Source organism: Sphingomonas hengshuiensis, from assembly GCF_000935025.1.
Classification (GTDB): domain Bacteria; phylum Pseudomonadota; class Alphaproteobacteria; order Sphingomonadales; family Sphingomonadaceae; genus Sphingomonas; species Sphingomonas hengshuiensis.
The window spans coordinates 1,577,060-1,591,205 of record NZ_CP010836.1 but is presented as its reverse complement, the minus strand read 5'-3'; the positions used below and the strand labels follow the sequence as shown (position 1 = coordinate 1,591,205).

General features: G+C 68.2%; 13 protein-coding genes. 8 read left to right on the top strand and 5 right to left on the bottom strand.

Annotated elements, in window-relative coordinates; genetic code table 11:
- The first annotated feature begins 53 nt into the window (after positions 1-53).
- The 7 genes from TS85_RS07045 (at position 54) to dcd (ending at position 6,766) form a co-directional block, all read left to right on the top strand.
- A complete protein-coding gene (locus TS85_RS07045) occupies positions 54-2,048 on the top strand; it encodes a lytic transglycosylase domain-containing protein (protein ID WP_044331295.1) in 1,995 nt (664 codons plus the stop codon).
- 165 nt (positions 2,049-2,213) lie between these two features.
- A complete protein-coding gene (gene greB / locus TS85_RS07040) occupies positions 2,214-2,690 on the top strand; it encodes a transcription elongation factor GreB (protein ID WP_044331293.1) in 477 nt (158 codons plus the stop codon).
- Positions 2,691-2,801: 111 nt separating this feature from the next.
- Positions 2,802-3,080, top strand: a complete 279-nt coding sequence (locus TS85_RS07035) for an acylphosphatase (protein WP_044331291.1) — start codon at positions 2,802-2,804, stop codon at positions 3,078-3,080.
- Positions 3,081-3,146: 66 nt separating this feature from the next.
- A complete protein-coding gene (locus TS85_RS07030; protein ID WP_044331288.1) occupies positions 3,147-3,533 on the top strand; it encodes a DoxX family protein in 387 nt (128 codons plus the stop codon).
- A 183-nt stretch (positions 3,534-3,716) separates the two neighbouring features.
- Positions 3,717-4,880: a pyridoxal phosphate-dependent aminotransferase gene (locus tag TS85_RS07025; RefSeq protein ID WP_155006334.1), complete on the top strand. Its 1,164-nt coding sequence runs from the start codon at positions 3,717-3,719 to the stop codon at positions 4,878-4,880.
- A gap of 217 nt (positions 4,881-5,097) precedes the next feature.
- Positions 5,098-6,099: an IS30 family transposase gene (locus TS85_RS24540; protein WP_077228505.1), complete on the top strand. Its 1,002-nt coding sequence runs from the start codon at positions 5,098-5,100 to the stop codon at positions 6,097-6,099.
- Positions 6,100-6,211: 112 nt separating this feature from the next.
- Positions 6,212-6,766 (top strand): dCTP deaminase, encoded by a 555-nt coding sequence (gene dcd / locus TS85_RS07015; protein ID WP_044331285.1) that lies wholly within the window; start codon positions 6,212-6,214, stop codon positions 6,764-6,766.
- 1 nt (position 6,767) lies between these two features.
- Here the strand turns inward: dcd and TS85_RS07010 are convergent, their stop codons facing one another.
- From TS85_RS07010 to TS85_RS06990, 5 genes are all read right to left on the bottom strand, one after another.
- Positions 6,768-7,289, bottom strand: a complete 522-nt coding sequence (locus TS85_RS07010) for a GNAT family N-acetyltransferase (RefSeq protein WP_155006333.1) — start codon at positions 7,287-7,289, stop codon at positions 6,768-6,770.
- A 116-nt stretch (positions 7,290-7,405) separates the two neighbouring features.
- Positions 7,406-8,905: a Ppx/GppA family phosphatase gene (locus TS85_RS07005; protein WP_077228504.1), complete on the bottom strand. Its 1,500-nt coding sequence runs from the start codon at positions 8,903-8,905 to the stop codon at positions 7,406-7,408.
- Between the two features lie 2 nt (positions 8,906-8,907).
- On the bottom strand, positions 8,908-11,094 hold the full coding sequence (locus TS85_RS07000; RefSeq protein WP_044331280.1) for an RNA degradosome polyphosphate kinase: 2,187 nt from the start codon (positions 11,092-11,094) through the stop codon (positions 8,908-8,910).
- Between the two features lie 4 nt (positions 11,095-11,098).
- On the bottom strand, positions 11,099-11,704 hold the full coding sequence (locus tag TS85_RS06995) for a P-loop NTPase family protein (RefSeq protein WP_044331278.1): 606 nt from the start codon (positions 11,702-11,704) through the stop codon (positions 11,099-11,101).
- Positions 11,701-12,942 carry a hypothetical protein gene (locus TS85_RS06990; protein ID WP_044331276.1) on the bottom strand — a complete coding sequence of 414 codons (1,242 nt, stop codon included), beginning with the start codon at positions 12,940-12,942 and terminating at the stop codon, positions 11,701-11,703. The genes TS85_RS06995 and TS85_RS06990 overlap by 4 nt, the downstream gene beginning before the upstream one ends.
- 103 nt (positions 12,943-13,045) lie before the next feature.
- Here TS85_RS06990 and purM point away from each other — a divergent pair, with 103 nt between their 5' ends.
- On the top strand, positions 13,046-14,140 hold the full coding sequence (purM, locus tag TS85_RS06985) for a phosphoribosylformylglycinamidine cyclo-ligase (protein ID WP_044331274.1): 1,095 nt from the start codon (positions 13,046-13,048) through the stop codon (positions 14,138-14,140).
- The last annotated feature ends 6 nt before the right edge of the window (positions 14,141-14,146 follow it).

Here is a 14,146-nt window from a genome sequence, read left to right as displayed (position 1 = left end):
GATAGTCGGCGCATGCGTATCATGTCCAGCATGCTGGGGCCGATGATCAGCCGATGATCAAAAGTGCGCTGCTGCTGGCGGGTGTTTCCGGGCTGGCGGCTTCCTCGCAACTTACGCAGGGCCAGATTGAATGGTATCGCATGGCACTGGAAAGCGGGGTGCCGCGCGTCGCGCCGCCCTATATCCAGGCGAATGCGCTGGACGCCGCGCTGGTCGAGTGGAAGCGGCTGCAACAGTCGGATAACTGGCCGTTTTCCGATTACGCCAACTTCCTGCTCGTCCATCCCGGCTGGCCCGGCGAGACGAGCCGCCGCGCCGCCGCCGAGACGGTGCTCGACAGCGGCGCCGCGTCGCCGGGGCTGGTCACGCGCTTTTTCGAGCGGTACGCGCCGCTCACCCCCGCCGGGCGCCTTCGCTATGCCGAGGCGCTGGCGGCATCGGGGCGCCAGGCCGAGGCCGAGGAGCAGGCGCGTCGGGCATGGCGCGCGGGCCAGTTGCGGACCGCCGACGAGACCAGGCTGCTCGGCGGGTTTCTGAGCGCGCTGACTCCGGCGGACCATGACGCGCGGATGGACATGCTGTTGTGGCAGGGCGCGCTGACTCTCGCCCAGCGCCAGCTCGGCTTCGTCTCCGCGGCGAAGCGCCCGGTGTTCGACGCGCGGCTCGCTTATCGCACCAAGGCGCCCGATGCCGATGCGCGCGGCGCCGCGGCGATGGCGTTCGGGCGCGCCGATCCGGGCTATATCGCCGATCGCGCGCGCTGGCTGCGCGACACGGGGCGGAGCCCGGAGATGCGCGACTATCTGGCGCAGCGCCCGGCGCTCGCCAGCTATCCCGGCGACGGCGAGGCCTGGTATGAAGTGCTGCTGATCGCGGCGCGCGGCGCGGCGGCGGACGGGCAGTTCAGCCTCGCCTATCGCATCGCGAGCCAGGTCGACGACGCATTCCCTGCGGGCACCGACATCAGCGACCTGCCGCTGGGCGAGCGCGACGACTATACCAGCCTGACCTGGCTGGCGGGCACCACGGCCTATTACAGCCTCGGGCGCGCGCGCGACGCCGTGGGCATGTTCGACCGCTATTCGCGCGGATCGAAGACGCCGCAGACTCAGTCCAAGGGGCTGTATTGGGCAGGCCGCGCCGCCGAGGCGGCGGGCGACCAGGCCAGCGCCGGAGCCTATTTCGCGCGCGCGGCGGGGTTCCCCGATCTTTATTACGGCCAGCTTGCGCTCGAGCGGACCAGCCGCCCGCTGCGCCGTCCGCCCGATTTCAACGCAGGCGCGGTTCCCGCCGCGACGCGCGAGGCATTCTTCCGCCAGGAGACGGTGCGCGCCGCGCAACTGCTCGGGACGCTGGGCAACCGTCCGGACCAGGGCCTGTTCGTGCGTCAGATCGCGCTAGCCGCCACGAGCGACACCGACCATATCCTCGCCGCCGAGCTGTCGCGCACGATCGGTCGCCCCGATCTGGGGGTGATGGTGGGGCGCAGTGCGCTGCTCAACGGGCTGTCGGACTATACCGCCGCGGGCTATCCCTCGGTGCGGGTGCCGGAGGGGCAGCGCGATTACTGGACGATGATCCATGCGATCGCGCGGCAGGAAAGCCAGTTCGATCGCGCCGCCGTCAGCCATGCCGGCGCGCGCGGGCTGATGCAGCTGATGCCGGGCACCGCGCGCGAGACCGCGGGCAAGCTGGGGCTTGGCTACAACCGCGATTCGCTGACGGTCGATACCGATTACAACATCCAGCTCGGGTCGAGCTATTTCCAGCGGATGTACACGCTGTACGGCAGCTATCCGCTCGCGGTGGCGGCGTATAATGCCGGGCCGGGCAATGTGAACAAATGGATCCGCGCGAACGGCGATCCGCGCATGCCGGGCGGCGACATCGTCAAATGGGTCGAGGAAATTCCGATCTTCGAGACCAAGAACTATGTCCAGCGCGTGCTGGAGAATGCCGTGGTCTATGACCTGCTCAACCCCGAGGTGGCGCGCAGCCGGGGCCCGGCGAATCTGAGCTGGTATCTGGGCAAGAACCGCCCAGGTTAATGGTTGTTTTTGATGCGCCTCGCGGCGCATTGCGGCCCCGGCCCGCTCCCCCACCCGGCCACCCATAAAATACTGGCGTTGGGTGGCCGGGTGGGGGAGCGAGCCGAGGCCGCGCTGAAACACCCCCGCGCGCATGTTCCAACCAATCCGACGAGGCACTCCGCAATGGACCGCCCCAACTATATCACTCCGTCGGGCTATTCGGCGCTCAAGGCCGAATATGACGCGCTGTTCGGCGGCGAGCGCCCGAAGCTGGTCGAGACGATCTCCTGGGCCGCGGGCAATGGCGACCGATCGGAGAATGGCGATTACATCTATGGCCGCAAGCGATTGCGCGAGATCGACCGGCGGCTGGGCTGGCTGTCGCGGCGGATGAAGGCGGCCAAGGTCGTCGATCCGGCGCAGCAGCCCGACCGCAGCCGCGTCTATTTCGGGGCGACCGTCACGGTGGCCGATGAAGACGACAACCAGCGCGTGCTGACGCTGGTCGGCGATGACGAGGCCGAGGCGGGCACCGGGCATGTCGGGTGGAATTCGCCCTTCGCGCGCGCGCTGCGCGGGGCGACGCTGGGCGATGTGCGTCGCGTGACTTTGCCCGGCGGCGAGCGCGAATATGAAATCCTAGCGATTTCCTACCCCTGACCCGTGCAGCCGTTGCGGCGAAGTGCTGCGACGCGCCGCTTGCCAAGCCCCGCGCCGTGCTAGACAGGCACGACAGGCCTGAAGTGGCGGGGCCGAGTGAGCGTGGGGTTTATGACGACCAAGAGGATCATCGTTTCGGGGCGCGTTCAGGGCGTCGGCTATCGCGACTGGGTGGTGCGCACGGCGCAGCGCACCGGGCTGACGGGATGGGTGCGCAATACCAAGGACGGGCGCGTCGAGATCCTGGCGGCGGGCGAAGACGAGGCGCTGGCCGCGCTGATCGAGGGCGCGCAGACCGGGCCGGGACAGGCGCGGGTCGCCAATGTCGAGGCATTCGCCGCCGATGACGAAAAGCCGAACAAGGGCTTTACCAAGCGCTTCACTGCCTGAGCGGCGATTGACGCGCGACCGGCGCTATGAAAGCATCGCCCCCGTAACAAGACGGGAAGAGACACGATGCCGATACCGCCAAGCTGGTCCGGACCATTGCTCAGCGTGCTGCGGATCGTCGCCGCGCTGAGCTTTCTCCAGCACGGGCTTTCCAAATATTTCGGGGTGCCGCCCTTCCCGATGCCCGCCCCGCTGCCGCCGCTGCTGCTGGCGGCGGGCGCGATCGAGCTGGCCGGGGGCGCGCTGCTGCTGATCGGGCTGTTCACGCGCCCGGTGGCGTTCATCGCATCGGGGATGTGCGCGGTCGGATATTTCATGGCGCACGCGTCGAAGGGCTTCTTTCCCGCAGTGAATGGCGGTGAGCCCATCCTGCTGTTTACGTTCATCTTCCTGTATCTGGCGGCAGCGGGCGCGGGGCCGTGGAGCATCGACGCGCGGCGCGGCGGGAACTGAATCGAATCAGCTGCGAGAATCGGTGACGGGCCGGTTGCCAGCGCCCCGCCGATAGTAAAGTATGTGTCACAAGACCTGCGGCGCGCGGTGCGCGCGACACGCATGTCGTTCCGCCTGGAGGGATGCCGGCACTTGCGAGCGGTTTGCTCGCAGCGGGGTCGGACTTGTCCGATAGCAACAGGGGTGACGATCATGCTGAACAGGGGCGTACAGGAAGAATTACTCGAACGTGGATATTCGCGCCGCCAGCTGGGGCGGGTCGCGGCGCTGCTCGGGACGGGTGCTGCCGTCGCATCGGGCGCAGCCCCGGCATTCGGGCAGAGCCAGGCGGCAAAGGCCGTCGCCGGCGCGATCCAGATCGGCGCCAATGAATGCTGGACCGGCCCCTTCCCCGCCGGCCAGGCTGCGGCGGCCAAGATCGTCGCGCAGGGCAATCGCTACGACCCCGACGGCGAGCGCGAGAAGCTGATCAAGACCGTCGCGATGGTCGAGAAGCTGCCCGAGAGCCATATCCTGGCCTGGCCCGGATCGGGCGACCCGCTCGTCCGCACGGTGATCTCGTTCTGCTCGCCGACCAAGGGACTGGTGACGCCCGATCCGACGTTCGAAGCGGCATGGCGCGCCGCCGCATGGCTGGGCGCGCCGCTCGCCAAGGTGCCGATGGCGCAGGGCAAGGGCGCCGACGTCAAGGCGATGCTCGCCGCCAATCCGAACGCCGGGCTCTATTACATCTGCTCGCCGAACAACCCGACGGGGACCGTCACGCCGCTGGCCGACATCGAGTGGCTGGCCGCGAACAAGCCCGCCGATGCGGTGCTGCTGGTCGACGAGGCCTATCTGCACTTCTCCGAGGCGCCGAGCGCGGCGTATCTGGCGGCGACGCGCAAGGACGTGATCGTCATGCGCACCTTCTCCAAGCTGTTCGGCATGGCGGGGATGCGGCTGGGGCTGACCTTCTCCGACCCCGCGCTGCAACAGCGGATGATGCGCTATGACGGGTTCCAGGTCACCGGCACGCTGCCGATGACCGCCGTTGCGTGCGGCGCCGCCGCCTATACCCAGACCGCCGACATCAAGGCGCGCCGCGCCGAGATGGTCGCGACGCGCGAGGCGACGATCGCCTGGCTCACCAAGCGGGGCGTCAAGGTGCTGCCGGGCAGCGAGGGCAACATGTTCATGGTCGACTGGCAGAAGCCGGCCAAGGAGGTGCAGGCCGCGCTGCTTGCCAATGGCGTGCAGATCGGGCGGAGCTGGGCGATCTGGCCGACCGTCGGGCGCGTCACCGTGGGTTCGGCCGACGAGATGAAGGCGTTCTGCGTCGCGGTCGACAAGGTGCTGACCGCCTGACGCCGGCGGGGCCGCCCCCGACCGGGCGGCCCCGCTGTACTCCCCCTGCGTAACCCAAGGCTGTCGCATATGGCAGCGAGCAAACACAAACGCCGTCATCCCAGCGCGGGCTGGGATCCATTCAGCCACTCCGCTGGACGAAGAAGCGCAGGCCGAGCACCGAATGGATCCCCCGGACTCACGGAACAAGTGCACCACCTGCTAAGGTGATTGCGCGATGGGACGACATTACAGGCAACTCAGCCTCGACGAGCGGATCGAGATATACCGCCTTCATGAAGGCGGTATATCTTGCCGACAGATTGCCACCGCGATCGGGCGTGATCACACGACGGTCGGTCGGGAACTCAGGCGCAATAGCAAGCCGACCAAGGTCTGGCCCGGCGGCTATGCGCCCGGGCGTGCCCATAGGCTCGCGATCAGACGACGACGATGGGACTGCCGTTTCAAGCTGGCGCGCCAGCCGGACCTGCGAGATATCGTGAAGAACGGCCTTGCGATGGGATGCTCTCCCGAACAGATCGCCGGCCGACTGGCGCTTGAGCACGGTCGCACCATGGTCAGCCACGAGTCAATCTATCGATACGTCTATCATCGCTCGGCCCAGAAGGACTACTGGCACCGCCTTCTGCCCCGCTGCAAGGCAAGGCGCGGCCGCTATGGCCGCCAGGGCGGAAGCCCGGCCAGCTTCATCAAACAGCGCAGGCCGATCGGCGAACGCCCCCTCGAAGCCCGGGATCGCGCACAGCCGGGCCATTGGGAAGCCGACTATATGCTGTTCGCCCGATATGGGCACAATGTCCTCGTCCTGCACGAGCGCCACACACGCTACACCATCCTCGACAAGCCACCCCACCGCAGAGCCGAGCTGACCGCACGCCGGATCACCCGCAGACTGCGCCATATCCCCCAGGATCTGCGCAGGACCATCAGCTTCGACAACGGCACCGAGTTCGCCGAACATCACCGCCTTCACGACAGCCTCGGCATCCAGACCTTCTTCTGCGATGTCCGAGCCCCATGGCAAAAGGGCGGTGTCGAAAACACCATCGGCCGACTGCGCCGAAGCCTGCCTCGCAAAACCGACCTCGACACCGTCAGCCACAGACAACTCCGTGCCTGTGCCGACCGGCTCAACAACATCCCCAGAAAATGCCTTGGCTTCCTCACACCCGCCGAGGCATTCTCCAAAATCTCAACCGGTGCACTTCAACCGTGAGTCCACATCCTGACTTTCGTCAGGATGACAATGTGTTCCCGTCCCCCTTACGCAACCCGCTTGCCCTTCCGCGCGCTTCGCGCGAAAGCGGGCGCCAGTTTCAGGGGGTTTCATGTCCATATTGTCCGACCGCTGGATTCGCGAACAGGCGCAGGACCATGCGATGATCGAGCCGTTCGTCGAGGCGCAGCGGCGCGAAGGGTGCATCAGCTATGGCCTGTCCTCCTATGGCTATGACGCGCGCGTCGCCGACGAGTTCAAGATCTTCACCAATATCGACAGCGCGATCGTCGATCCCAAGGATTTCTCGGCGAACAGCTTCGTCGATCGCAAGACCGATGTGTGCATCATCCCGCCCAACAGCTTCGCACTGGCGCGGACGGTGGAATATTTCCGGGTGCCGCGCGACGTGCTGGTGATCTGCCTCGGCAAGTCGACCTATGCGCGGTGCGGGATCATCGTCAACGTCACCCCGCTGGAGCCCGAATGGGAGGGGCATGTGACGCTCGAATTCTCGAACACCACGCCCCTGCCCGCCAAGATCTACGCCAATGAAGGCGCGTGCCAGTTCCTGTTCCTGAAGGGCAGTGAGCCGTGCGAGACCAGCTATGCCGATCGTGCGGGCAAATATATGGGGCAGCGCGGAGTCACTTTGCCGCGGCTGTGACTCACGCCTGCGCGGGCGCCAGCGTCCTGCGCACCAGCACGAGCGTCGAATCGTCGGGATAGGGCTCGGCAGTGAAGCCCATCTCGCGCTCCAGCTCGATCGCCGCATGGTTTTCGCGGCTCTCGATCGATTCGAGCGTCTTCACCCCCTTCGCCTCGGCGACGCGGGCGACATAGGCGAGCAGCTCCCAACTGACCCCGCGCTGCTTGAAATCGTCGCGGATCGAGATCGCGACTTCGCCGCGGTCGAGCGCGGCGTCGCAGGCGAGCATGGCGGTGGCGATCAGCGTCGCGCCCTCGTCGAAAGCGATGAAGCTCTCGGTCTGGTGGTGATCGACGGTCGTCATCGCCGCGAGGCGATCATGCCCCACTTCGTTGAGCCCGGTCAGGAAGCGGAAGCGCAGATCCTCGTGCGTCACATGCGTGAAGAATTCGGCGAGCGCGGCTTCGTCGGCGGGGGTTGCGGGGCGGACCCGGAAGCGGAAGCCGGTGCGGGTCGTCAGCATGGGGCTCGAGTCGGGCATGGACATTTCTTCCATTCTGTCGCCACGCGCGGCGGTGGCGGTGCGGGCGCATTCCTGAGCGCATGGCCGCCCCGTGGCCAGCGTCGGAATGTACCTATTGACCCGCCCCCGTCCGATCAGCCGCGCAGCCGGGCCTCGCGCCCCAGCGCCGAGGCCAGCGCCTTGTGGCGCTTCTCGACGGCCTCGCCGTACAGCGCGGCATCCTCCGGCTCCAGTTCGAGGAGCAGCGCATTGCCCTGGAGCGTCAGCCGCGAGCGGCGCAGCGGGGCGGCGACGCCACCGCTGAGCCGCTGGCCCAGCCGCATCGCCAGCCCCCAGAGCTTGGCGCGCTGGAGCGCCTCGGGCCCGGCAAGCCGTGCCAGCGGATCGGGCGTGACCATCGCGCCACCCAGCGAGGTGTGCAGCGCCTGCGCCACCAGCGCGCGCCCGGTGGCGTCGATCCCGACCCAATTGCCGTGGAGCCCGATCTCCATGCCGCGTTCGGCGCGAAATTCGGGGTTGGCGCGCCAGCCGACATCGGCGAGCAGGCATGCCGCATGGCGCAACCGCGCCAGCCCCGGCGCCTCGACGGCAAACACCGGCGCGATCCACGCATCGAGCAAGTCGCCATGTTCGGGGAAGCGCCCCAGCCGCCGGCCCTCGTCGCGCGCCGCGGCGATCAGCGGGTCCTCGCGGCGCTGTTCCAGCGTCAGCCGCTGGAACAACAGCCCCTCGCGCAGGCCATAGGCCGAGACGATCGTGCCGTTGCTCCCCAGGCTCCGCACGACGGCGGAGAGGAGCACCGTGGCGTCGGACAGCGTCGGCAGCCGCGCGCTCGACAAGTCGGGAATCGCCTTCAGCTCGGCCTTGGAGATACCCCCCACGGCGCGCGCGAGTTCGGCGATGCGCTCGATAGCCAGCGGATATTGGTGGACGACGGGGAGCGGATAGCCGGAGAGATGCATGTCGAGCTTGGCGAGCGAGCGCCACGACCCGCCGACGAGGTAAAAGGGCAAGTCGACGCCGCGCCCGCGCCACCCCGCCTCTTCGATCAGCCGGGCGACGGTGAGGTCGAGCGCGCCCCTGCCCTGCGCACGGATCGCGGCGAGCCGCAGCACGCCGAGCGGGAACGACACGCGATCGGTGACGGTGCCCGCGACGACGCGCACCAGCTCCAGGCTGCCCCCGCCGAGATCGCCGACAATGCCGTCGGCATCGGGGATTCCCGACAGAACGCCCATGCCGGAGGCCATCGCCTCCTCCTCGCCGGTCAGCAACTCGACGTGGAGCCCCAGCGCCTCCGCCGCGCCGATCAGCTCGGCGCCGTTCGACGCATCGCGGACCGCGGCGGTCGCGACGGTGCGCAGCTCGCCGACCTGCATCTCGCGCGCGAGCAGCGCGAAGCGGGCCAGCGCGGCGCGTGCCATGCCCAGGCTGGAGCGCTCGATCGCGCCGGTGGCGCTCAGCCCGCGGCCCAGCCCCGCCATCACCTTTTCATTGAACAGGATCGCGGGCAGCCGCGCCGCGCCGTCATACACCACCAGCCGGACCGAATTGGAGCCGATATCGATGATCGCAACGCGCCCGTTCGCCGCCCCGAGCGGCGCGGGCGGCCTGCGCTGCAACACCGTTGCCATGGTCAGCTCTCCGCCTTGGGCGCGCGGCGGCGGCGCAGCGACAATTTGGGGACCGGACGGCGCGATTCGAGCGCGGCGCCGCGCCCCGACAGCGAGGGATTGGTCATGAAATAGCGGTGGAGATTGAACGCCCCCTCCTCGCCCGGCACCATCCGGACATAACGGCCATCGGGCTGAAGCTGCCAGCTTTGCTCATTGTCGAGCAGGTTTGCCACCATCACCTGATCGAGCACCTGATCATGCACCGTCTTGTTGAGGATCGGTAACATGAACTCGACGCGGCGATCGAAGTTGCGCGGCATCCAGTCGGCGGACGAAATATAGAGTTTTGCGGCGTCGCTCGGCAGGCCCTTGCCGTTGCCGAACGCCCAGATCCGGCTGTGCTCGAGGAAACGGCCGACGATCGACTTGACGCGGATGCGATCGGACAGGCCGGGGACGCCGGGGCGCAGGCAGCAGATGCCGCGGAGGATCAGATCGACCTCGACCCCGGCGCCGCTCGCCTCGTACAGTTTCTCGATGATCGCGGCGTCGACCAGCGAATTCATCTTCGCCCAGATCGCACCGGGGCGCCCGGCGCGGGCATGGGCGATCTCATCGTCGATCAGCGCCATCAGCGAATCGCGCAGCGTGCGCGGCGAAATGGCGAGCAGCTCCAGCGCCGCAGGTTCGACATAGCCGGTGACATAGTTGAAGATCTGTGCGGCATCGCGCCCGATCCGCGGATCGGCAGTGAAGAAGCTGAGATCGGTGTAGATGCGCGCAGTGACGGGGTGATAATTGCCCGTCCCGAAATGGCAGTAGGTGCGATAGACTCCGCCTTCGCGGCGGACGACCATCGACACCTTGGCATGCGTCTTCCAGTCGATAAAGCCATAGACGACCTGGACCCCGGCGCGCTCCAGCGCAGTCGCCCAGTACAGATTCTGTTCCTCGTCGAAGCGCGCCTTCAGCTCGACGACCGCGGTGACCGACTTGCCCGCCTCCGCCGCGGCGATCAGCGCGTTGATCACCGCAGGCTGCTTACCGGCGCGGTAGAGCGTCTGCTTGATCGCGACGACGTCGGGATCGGCCGCGGCCTGCCCCAGGAAGGTCAGGACGACGTCGAAGCTCTCATAGGGATGGTGGACGACAATGTCCTTGGCGCGGATCGCCGCGAAGCAATCGCCGCCATATTCGCGCACCCGCTCCGGGAACCGCGCCGAATAGGGCGAGAATTTGAGGTCGGGGCGATCCTCCTCGACCAGCGAGGCGAGGTCGCCGATCCCGAGGAACCCGCCGGTCTCGGTCAACAGCGCCGCGCTGCCGCCCAGTTCCTCCTTGAGCACCGCCTCAAGCGCGGGCGAGATCGATTCCTCCATCTCGAGCCGGATGACGCGGCCCCGACGGCGCCGCTTGATCGCCGAGCGGAAGGTGAGGACGAGGTCCTCGGCCTCTTCCTCGATCTCGATATCACTGTCGCGCAGCACGCGGAACGCCGCCGAGGCGAGCACGTCATAGCCGGGGAAGAGCAAGTGCGAGAACGCCTTGAGCATCGTATCGACCGCGACATAGCGCGCCGGTTCGCCCGGCACCCGGACGAAGCGCGGCAGCGTGGTCGGCAGCAGCACCAGCTCGCGGATCGGCTCATGGTCGGAGCGGCGGACAAGGTCGAAGATCACGCTCGATCCCTGGTTGGGGATGAACGGGAACGGATGCGCGGGGTCGAGCGCCTGCGGAGTCAGGATCGGGAAGATCTGCTCGCGGAAATGCCCCTCGAGCCACTGGCGGGTCTCGCCTTCGATCGCGTCGGCGCCCAGCACGGTGATCCCGGCTTCGGCCATCGTCGCGCGGATGTCGTTCCACACGCCCTGCTGCCGGTCCGCCAGTATCTCCGCCTCGGTCTGGATTGCGGCGAGTTGCTGCGCGACGGTCATGCCGTCGTCCGAATAGGCTTCGACCTGCTGGAGCTGCTGCCCCATCAGCCCGGCGACGCGGACCATGAAGAACTCGTCGAAATTGCTGCCGGAGATCGACAGGAAGCGCAGCCGCTCCAGCAGCGGATGCGCGGGGTTGCACGCCTCCTCCATCACCCGGCGATTGAACGCGAGCCAGGACAGCTCGCGGTTGAAATAGCGTTTGCCGGTGTCGGCGGGAGTATCGCTCACGGTGTTTCCCTCTGCGGCGCGCCTGGGTGCTGCGGTTGCCATGCGACTAGCTTTCGTCCGTGTCGGTTAGAAGACCCGATGCCGCCAACGCCGCCTTAACGACGGGGATCGACAGGCGGTGCCCGGCCTCGGCCTCCAGCGCATCGGCGACGCGCAGGATCGCGATATGGCTACGCTCGACGCGCTTGGCCAGCCACGCGATGACATCGGGGCGCGCATGGATCAGATGGCGCTCGAACGCGCGCTCGATCAATTGCGGGATCAGCACGTCGTCGGGCGGCCCCAGTTCGAGCAGCGGCGACGCGGCGAGGCGCGAGCGCAGGTCGGGGAGCTTGACCGGCCAGTGCGGCGGCGCGGCCTCGGCGACGATCAGCAGCGGGCGGCGCTCCTGCTGCGCTTCGTTCCAGGCGTGGAAGACATCGGCCTCCTTCGCGCGATCGGCATCGTCGAAGATTCGCCCGCCGCTCTTCGCCGCGAAGACGCGTGCGAGCAGGCTGCGCCCCGATTTGCGCGGGCCGACAAGCAGCGCGGAGCGGACCGGCCAGGTCGCCCAGCGTTCGAGCTGGTGGACCGCGCGGACGTTCGATTCGCCCACCAGGAACTCCGTCTCGCGCGCCTCGGGCATGCCGAGCGGCAGGCGAAGCTGAGTCATTCGCCCTTCGGCGCGTCCGTGGGGGGCGGCGGCGGTGCCGGGCGGCGGATGCGGAGCACCCCGACGCCTTCCTGCACCTGCCAGCCCCGGCCCTCCAACGCGGCCCGCAGGCTGCCGATCGGGCCGTCATAGGCGACGCGCATCACCGACACGCCGCCAAGCGCGAGCGACGTGGTGGTCGCCGAACGCACGCCGGGCACGCCGCGGAGCTGCGCTTCGGAAGCGGTGACTGACCCTGCGCTAGGGGTGTCGAACTGGATCGAGAGCGTCGTGGTCGCCGCGCTGGTCGCGACCGGAGTCGGCGTTGGGGTCGCGTCGGCGGCTTCCTCTTCGGGGGTCTCCTCGACCTTCGGCGCGGGCGGGCGCGCGGCGAGCAGGCGATCGGTGCGCAGCGCCCCGCTGGCGAGCGCGGCCTGATAGGCGCGGTCGATCCGCTCGATACCGGCATCGAGCAGCGCATCGAGCGAATCGCCATTGTCGACGCGCAGCGCAAAGCGCGTGACCGGCACGCGATCGGGCCCATGGCTCGCGGCGAAGGTGCCGACGATCGGCCCGCCCGGATAGTCGCGACGCAGCTGCACCTCGGCGATCAGCACGTCGGACGCGCCATATTGATCGAGGATGCCGCGCCACCAATTGCGCCCGCGGCGTAGCGTCTGCCCGGCATTGACGAGCAGCGCGTCGGGACCGGTGCCGCGCAGGCGGAGATAATCGATCGTGCTGCCGCCGCTGCGGAAGCGGTTCCACGCGCGCGCCCAGGCGGTCTCACGCTCGAACACGCGACCGACCCCGCCCGAAAACTCGAGCGGGACCAGCAGCATCGGCGGCGATTGCGTGACTTGGGTCGAGACGCCGAGGATCGCGCCCGCCTTGTTGCGATCGAACAGCACGCCGAGCCGCGCGACATAGCGCGTCGGGCCGATCTGCTCGCGCTCGACGATGACCCCCGTGACGAGCGAATCGAGCGCCGAATCGGACAGCGTCGACTTGGTGCCGGTCAGCCGCTGCGACAAGATTTCCCAGCCCTTGCGCTGGGCGATCCGCCAGCCGCCGGTGCGCGCGGCGTCGGTATCCTTGCCCTTCACATCGACCAGCACGCCGGAGACTTCGAAGCTGCCCGATGCGTCGACCGGGACCGCGCTGCCACCGCCGCCTTGCGCCAGCACGGCGCCGCCCGCCCCCGCAAGTGCGAGCGCGCCGACAAGGGTGATCGACAGCAAGGGGCGCGAAAACTGCATGCGGGCGCCCTTTTGGCGAAGCGGGCGGGGAAATCCAAGCATCTTCGTCGGTGGAGGCGACGGACGGGTGACGAACCGCCAACTCGGCGCTAAGCGCGTGCGGATGAGCGACCCCGAAACCTATACCTACGCCCAGGCCGGCGTATCGATCGCCGCAGGCAACGCGCTGGTCCGCGCGATCGGCCCGCTGGCCAAGTCCACCCGCCGTCCGGGCGCCGATGCCGCGCTGGGCGGTTTTGGCGGGCTGTTCGACCTGAAGGCGGCGGGGTTCACCGATCCGCTGCTGGTCGCCGCCAATGACGGGGTGGGCACCAAGCTGAAGCTCGCGATCGACCATGACCATCATGACGGCGTCGGCATCGACCTGGTCGCGATGTGCGCCAACGACCTGATCGTGCAGGGTGCCGAGCCGCTGTTCTTCCTCGATTACTACGCCAGCGGCAAGCTGGTCCCGCAGGTTGCCGAGCGCGTTATCGCCTCGATCGCGGAAGGCTGCCGCCAGGCGGGCTGCGCGCTGATCGGCGGCGAGACCGCGGAGATGCCGGGCATGTATGCGGACGGCGATTACGACCTTGCCGGCTTCTGCGTCGGCGCGGTCGAGCGCGAGCGGTTGCTGGACGGCAGCGCGATCCGGCCCGGCGACGTGCTGCTCGGCCTCGGCTCGACGGGGGTGCATTCGAACGGCTTCTCGCTGGTCCGCCGCCTCGCCGCCGATCGCGGCTGGAAGATGGATCGCCCGGCGGTGTTCGACCAGGAGCGTATCCTGATCGACGCGCTGATGGCACCGACGCGCATCTATGTCGCCAGCCTTCTGCCCCAGCTCCGTAAGGGCAGCATCCGGGGCCTTGCCCATATCACCGGCGGCGGGCTGCTGGAGAATGTCCCGCGCGTGCTGCCCGAGGGGTGTCACGCCCGGATCGACGCCGATGCGTGGCCGCTGCCCCGGCTGATGGCGTTCCTTCAGGCACAGGGCAATATCGAGCCCGAGGAGATGGCACGGACCTTCAACTGCGGGGTTGGCATGGTCGCGGCGGTGGCCCCCGAGCTTGCCGACACAGTGGCCGCCGAACTGGCGGATGCGGGCGAGACGGTGTTCCGCATCGGCATTGTCGAGGCGGGGCAGCGCGGCTGCACGGTGTTCGGCAAGGTCGAGACGTGGAGCGCGCGCGCCGATTGGAGCGCGACGCATAATGACTGAGCTCGG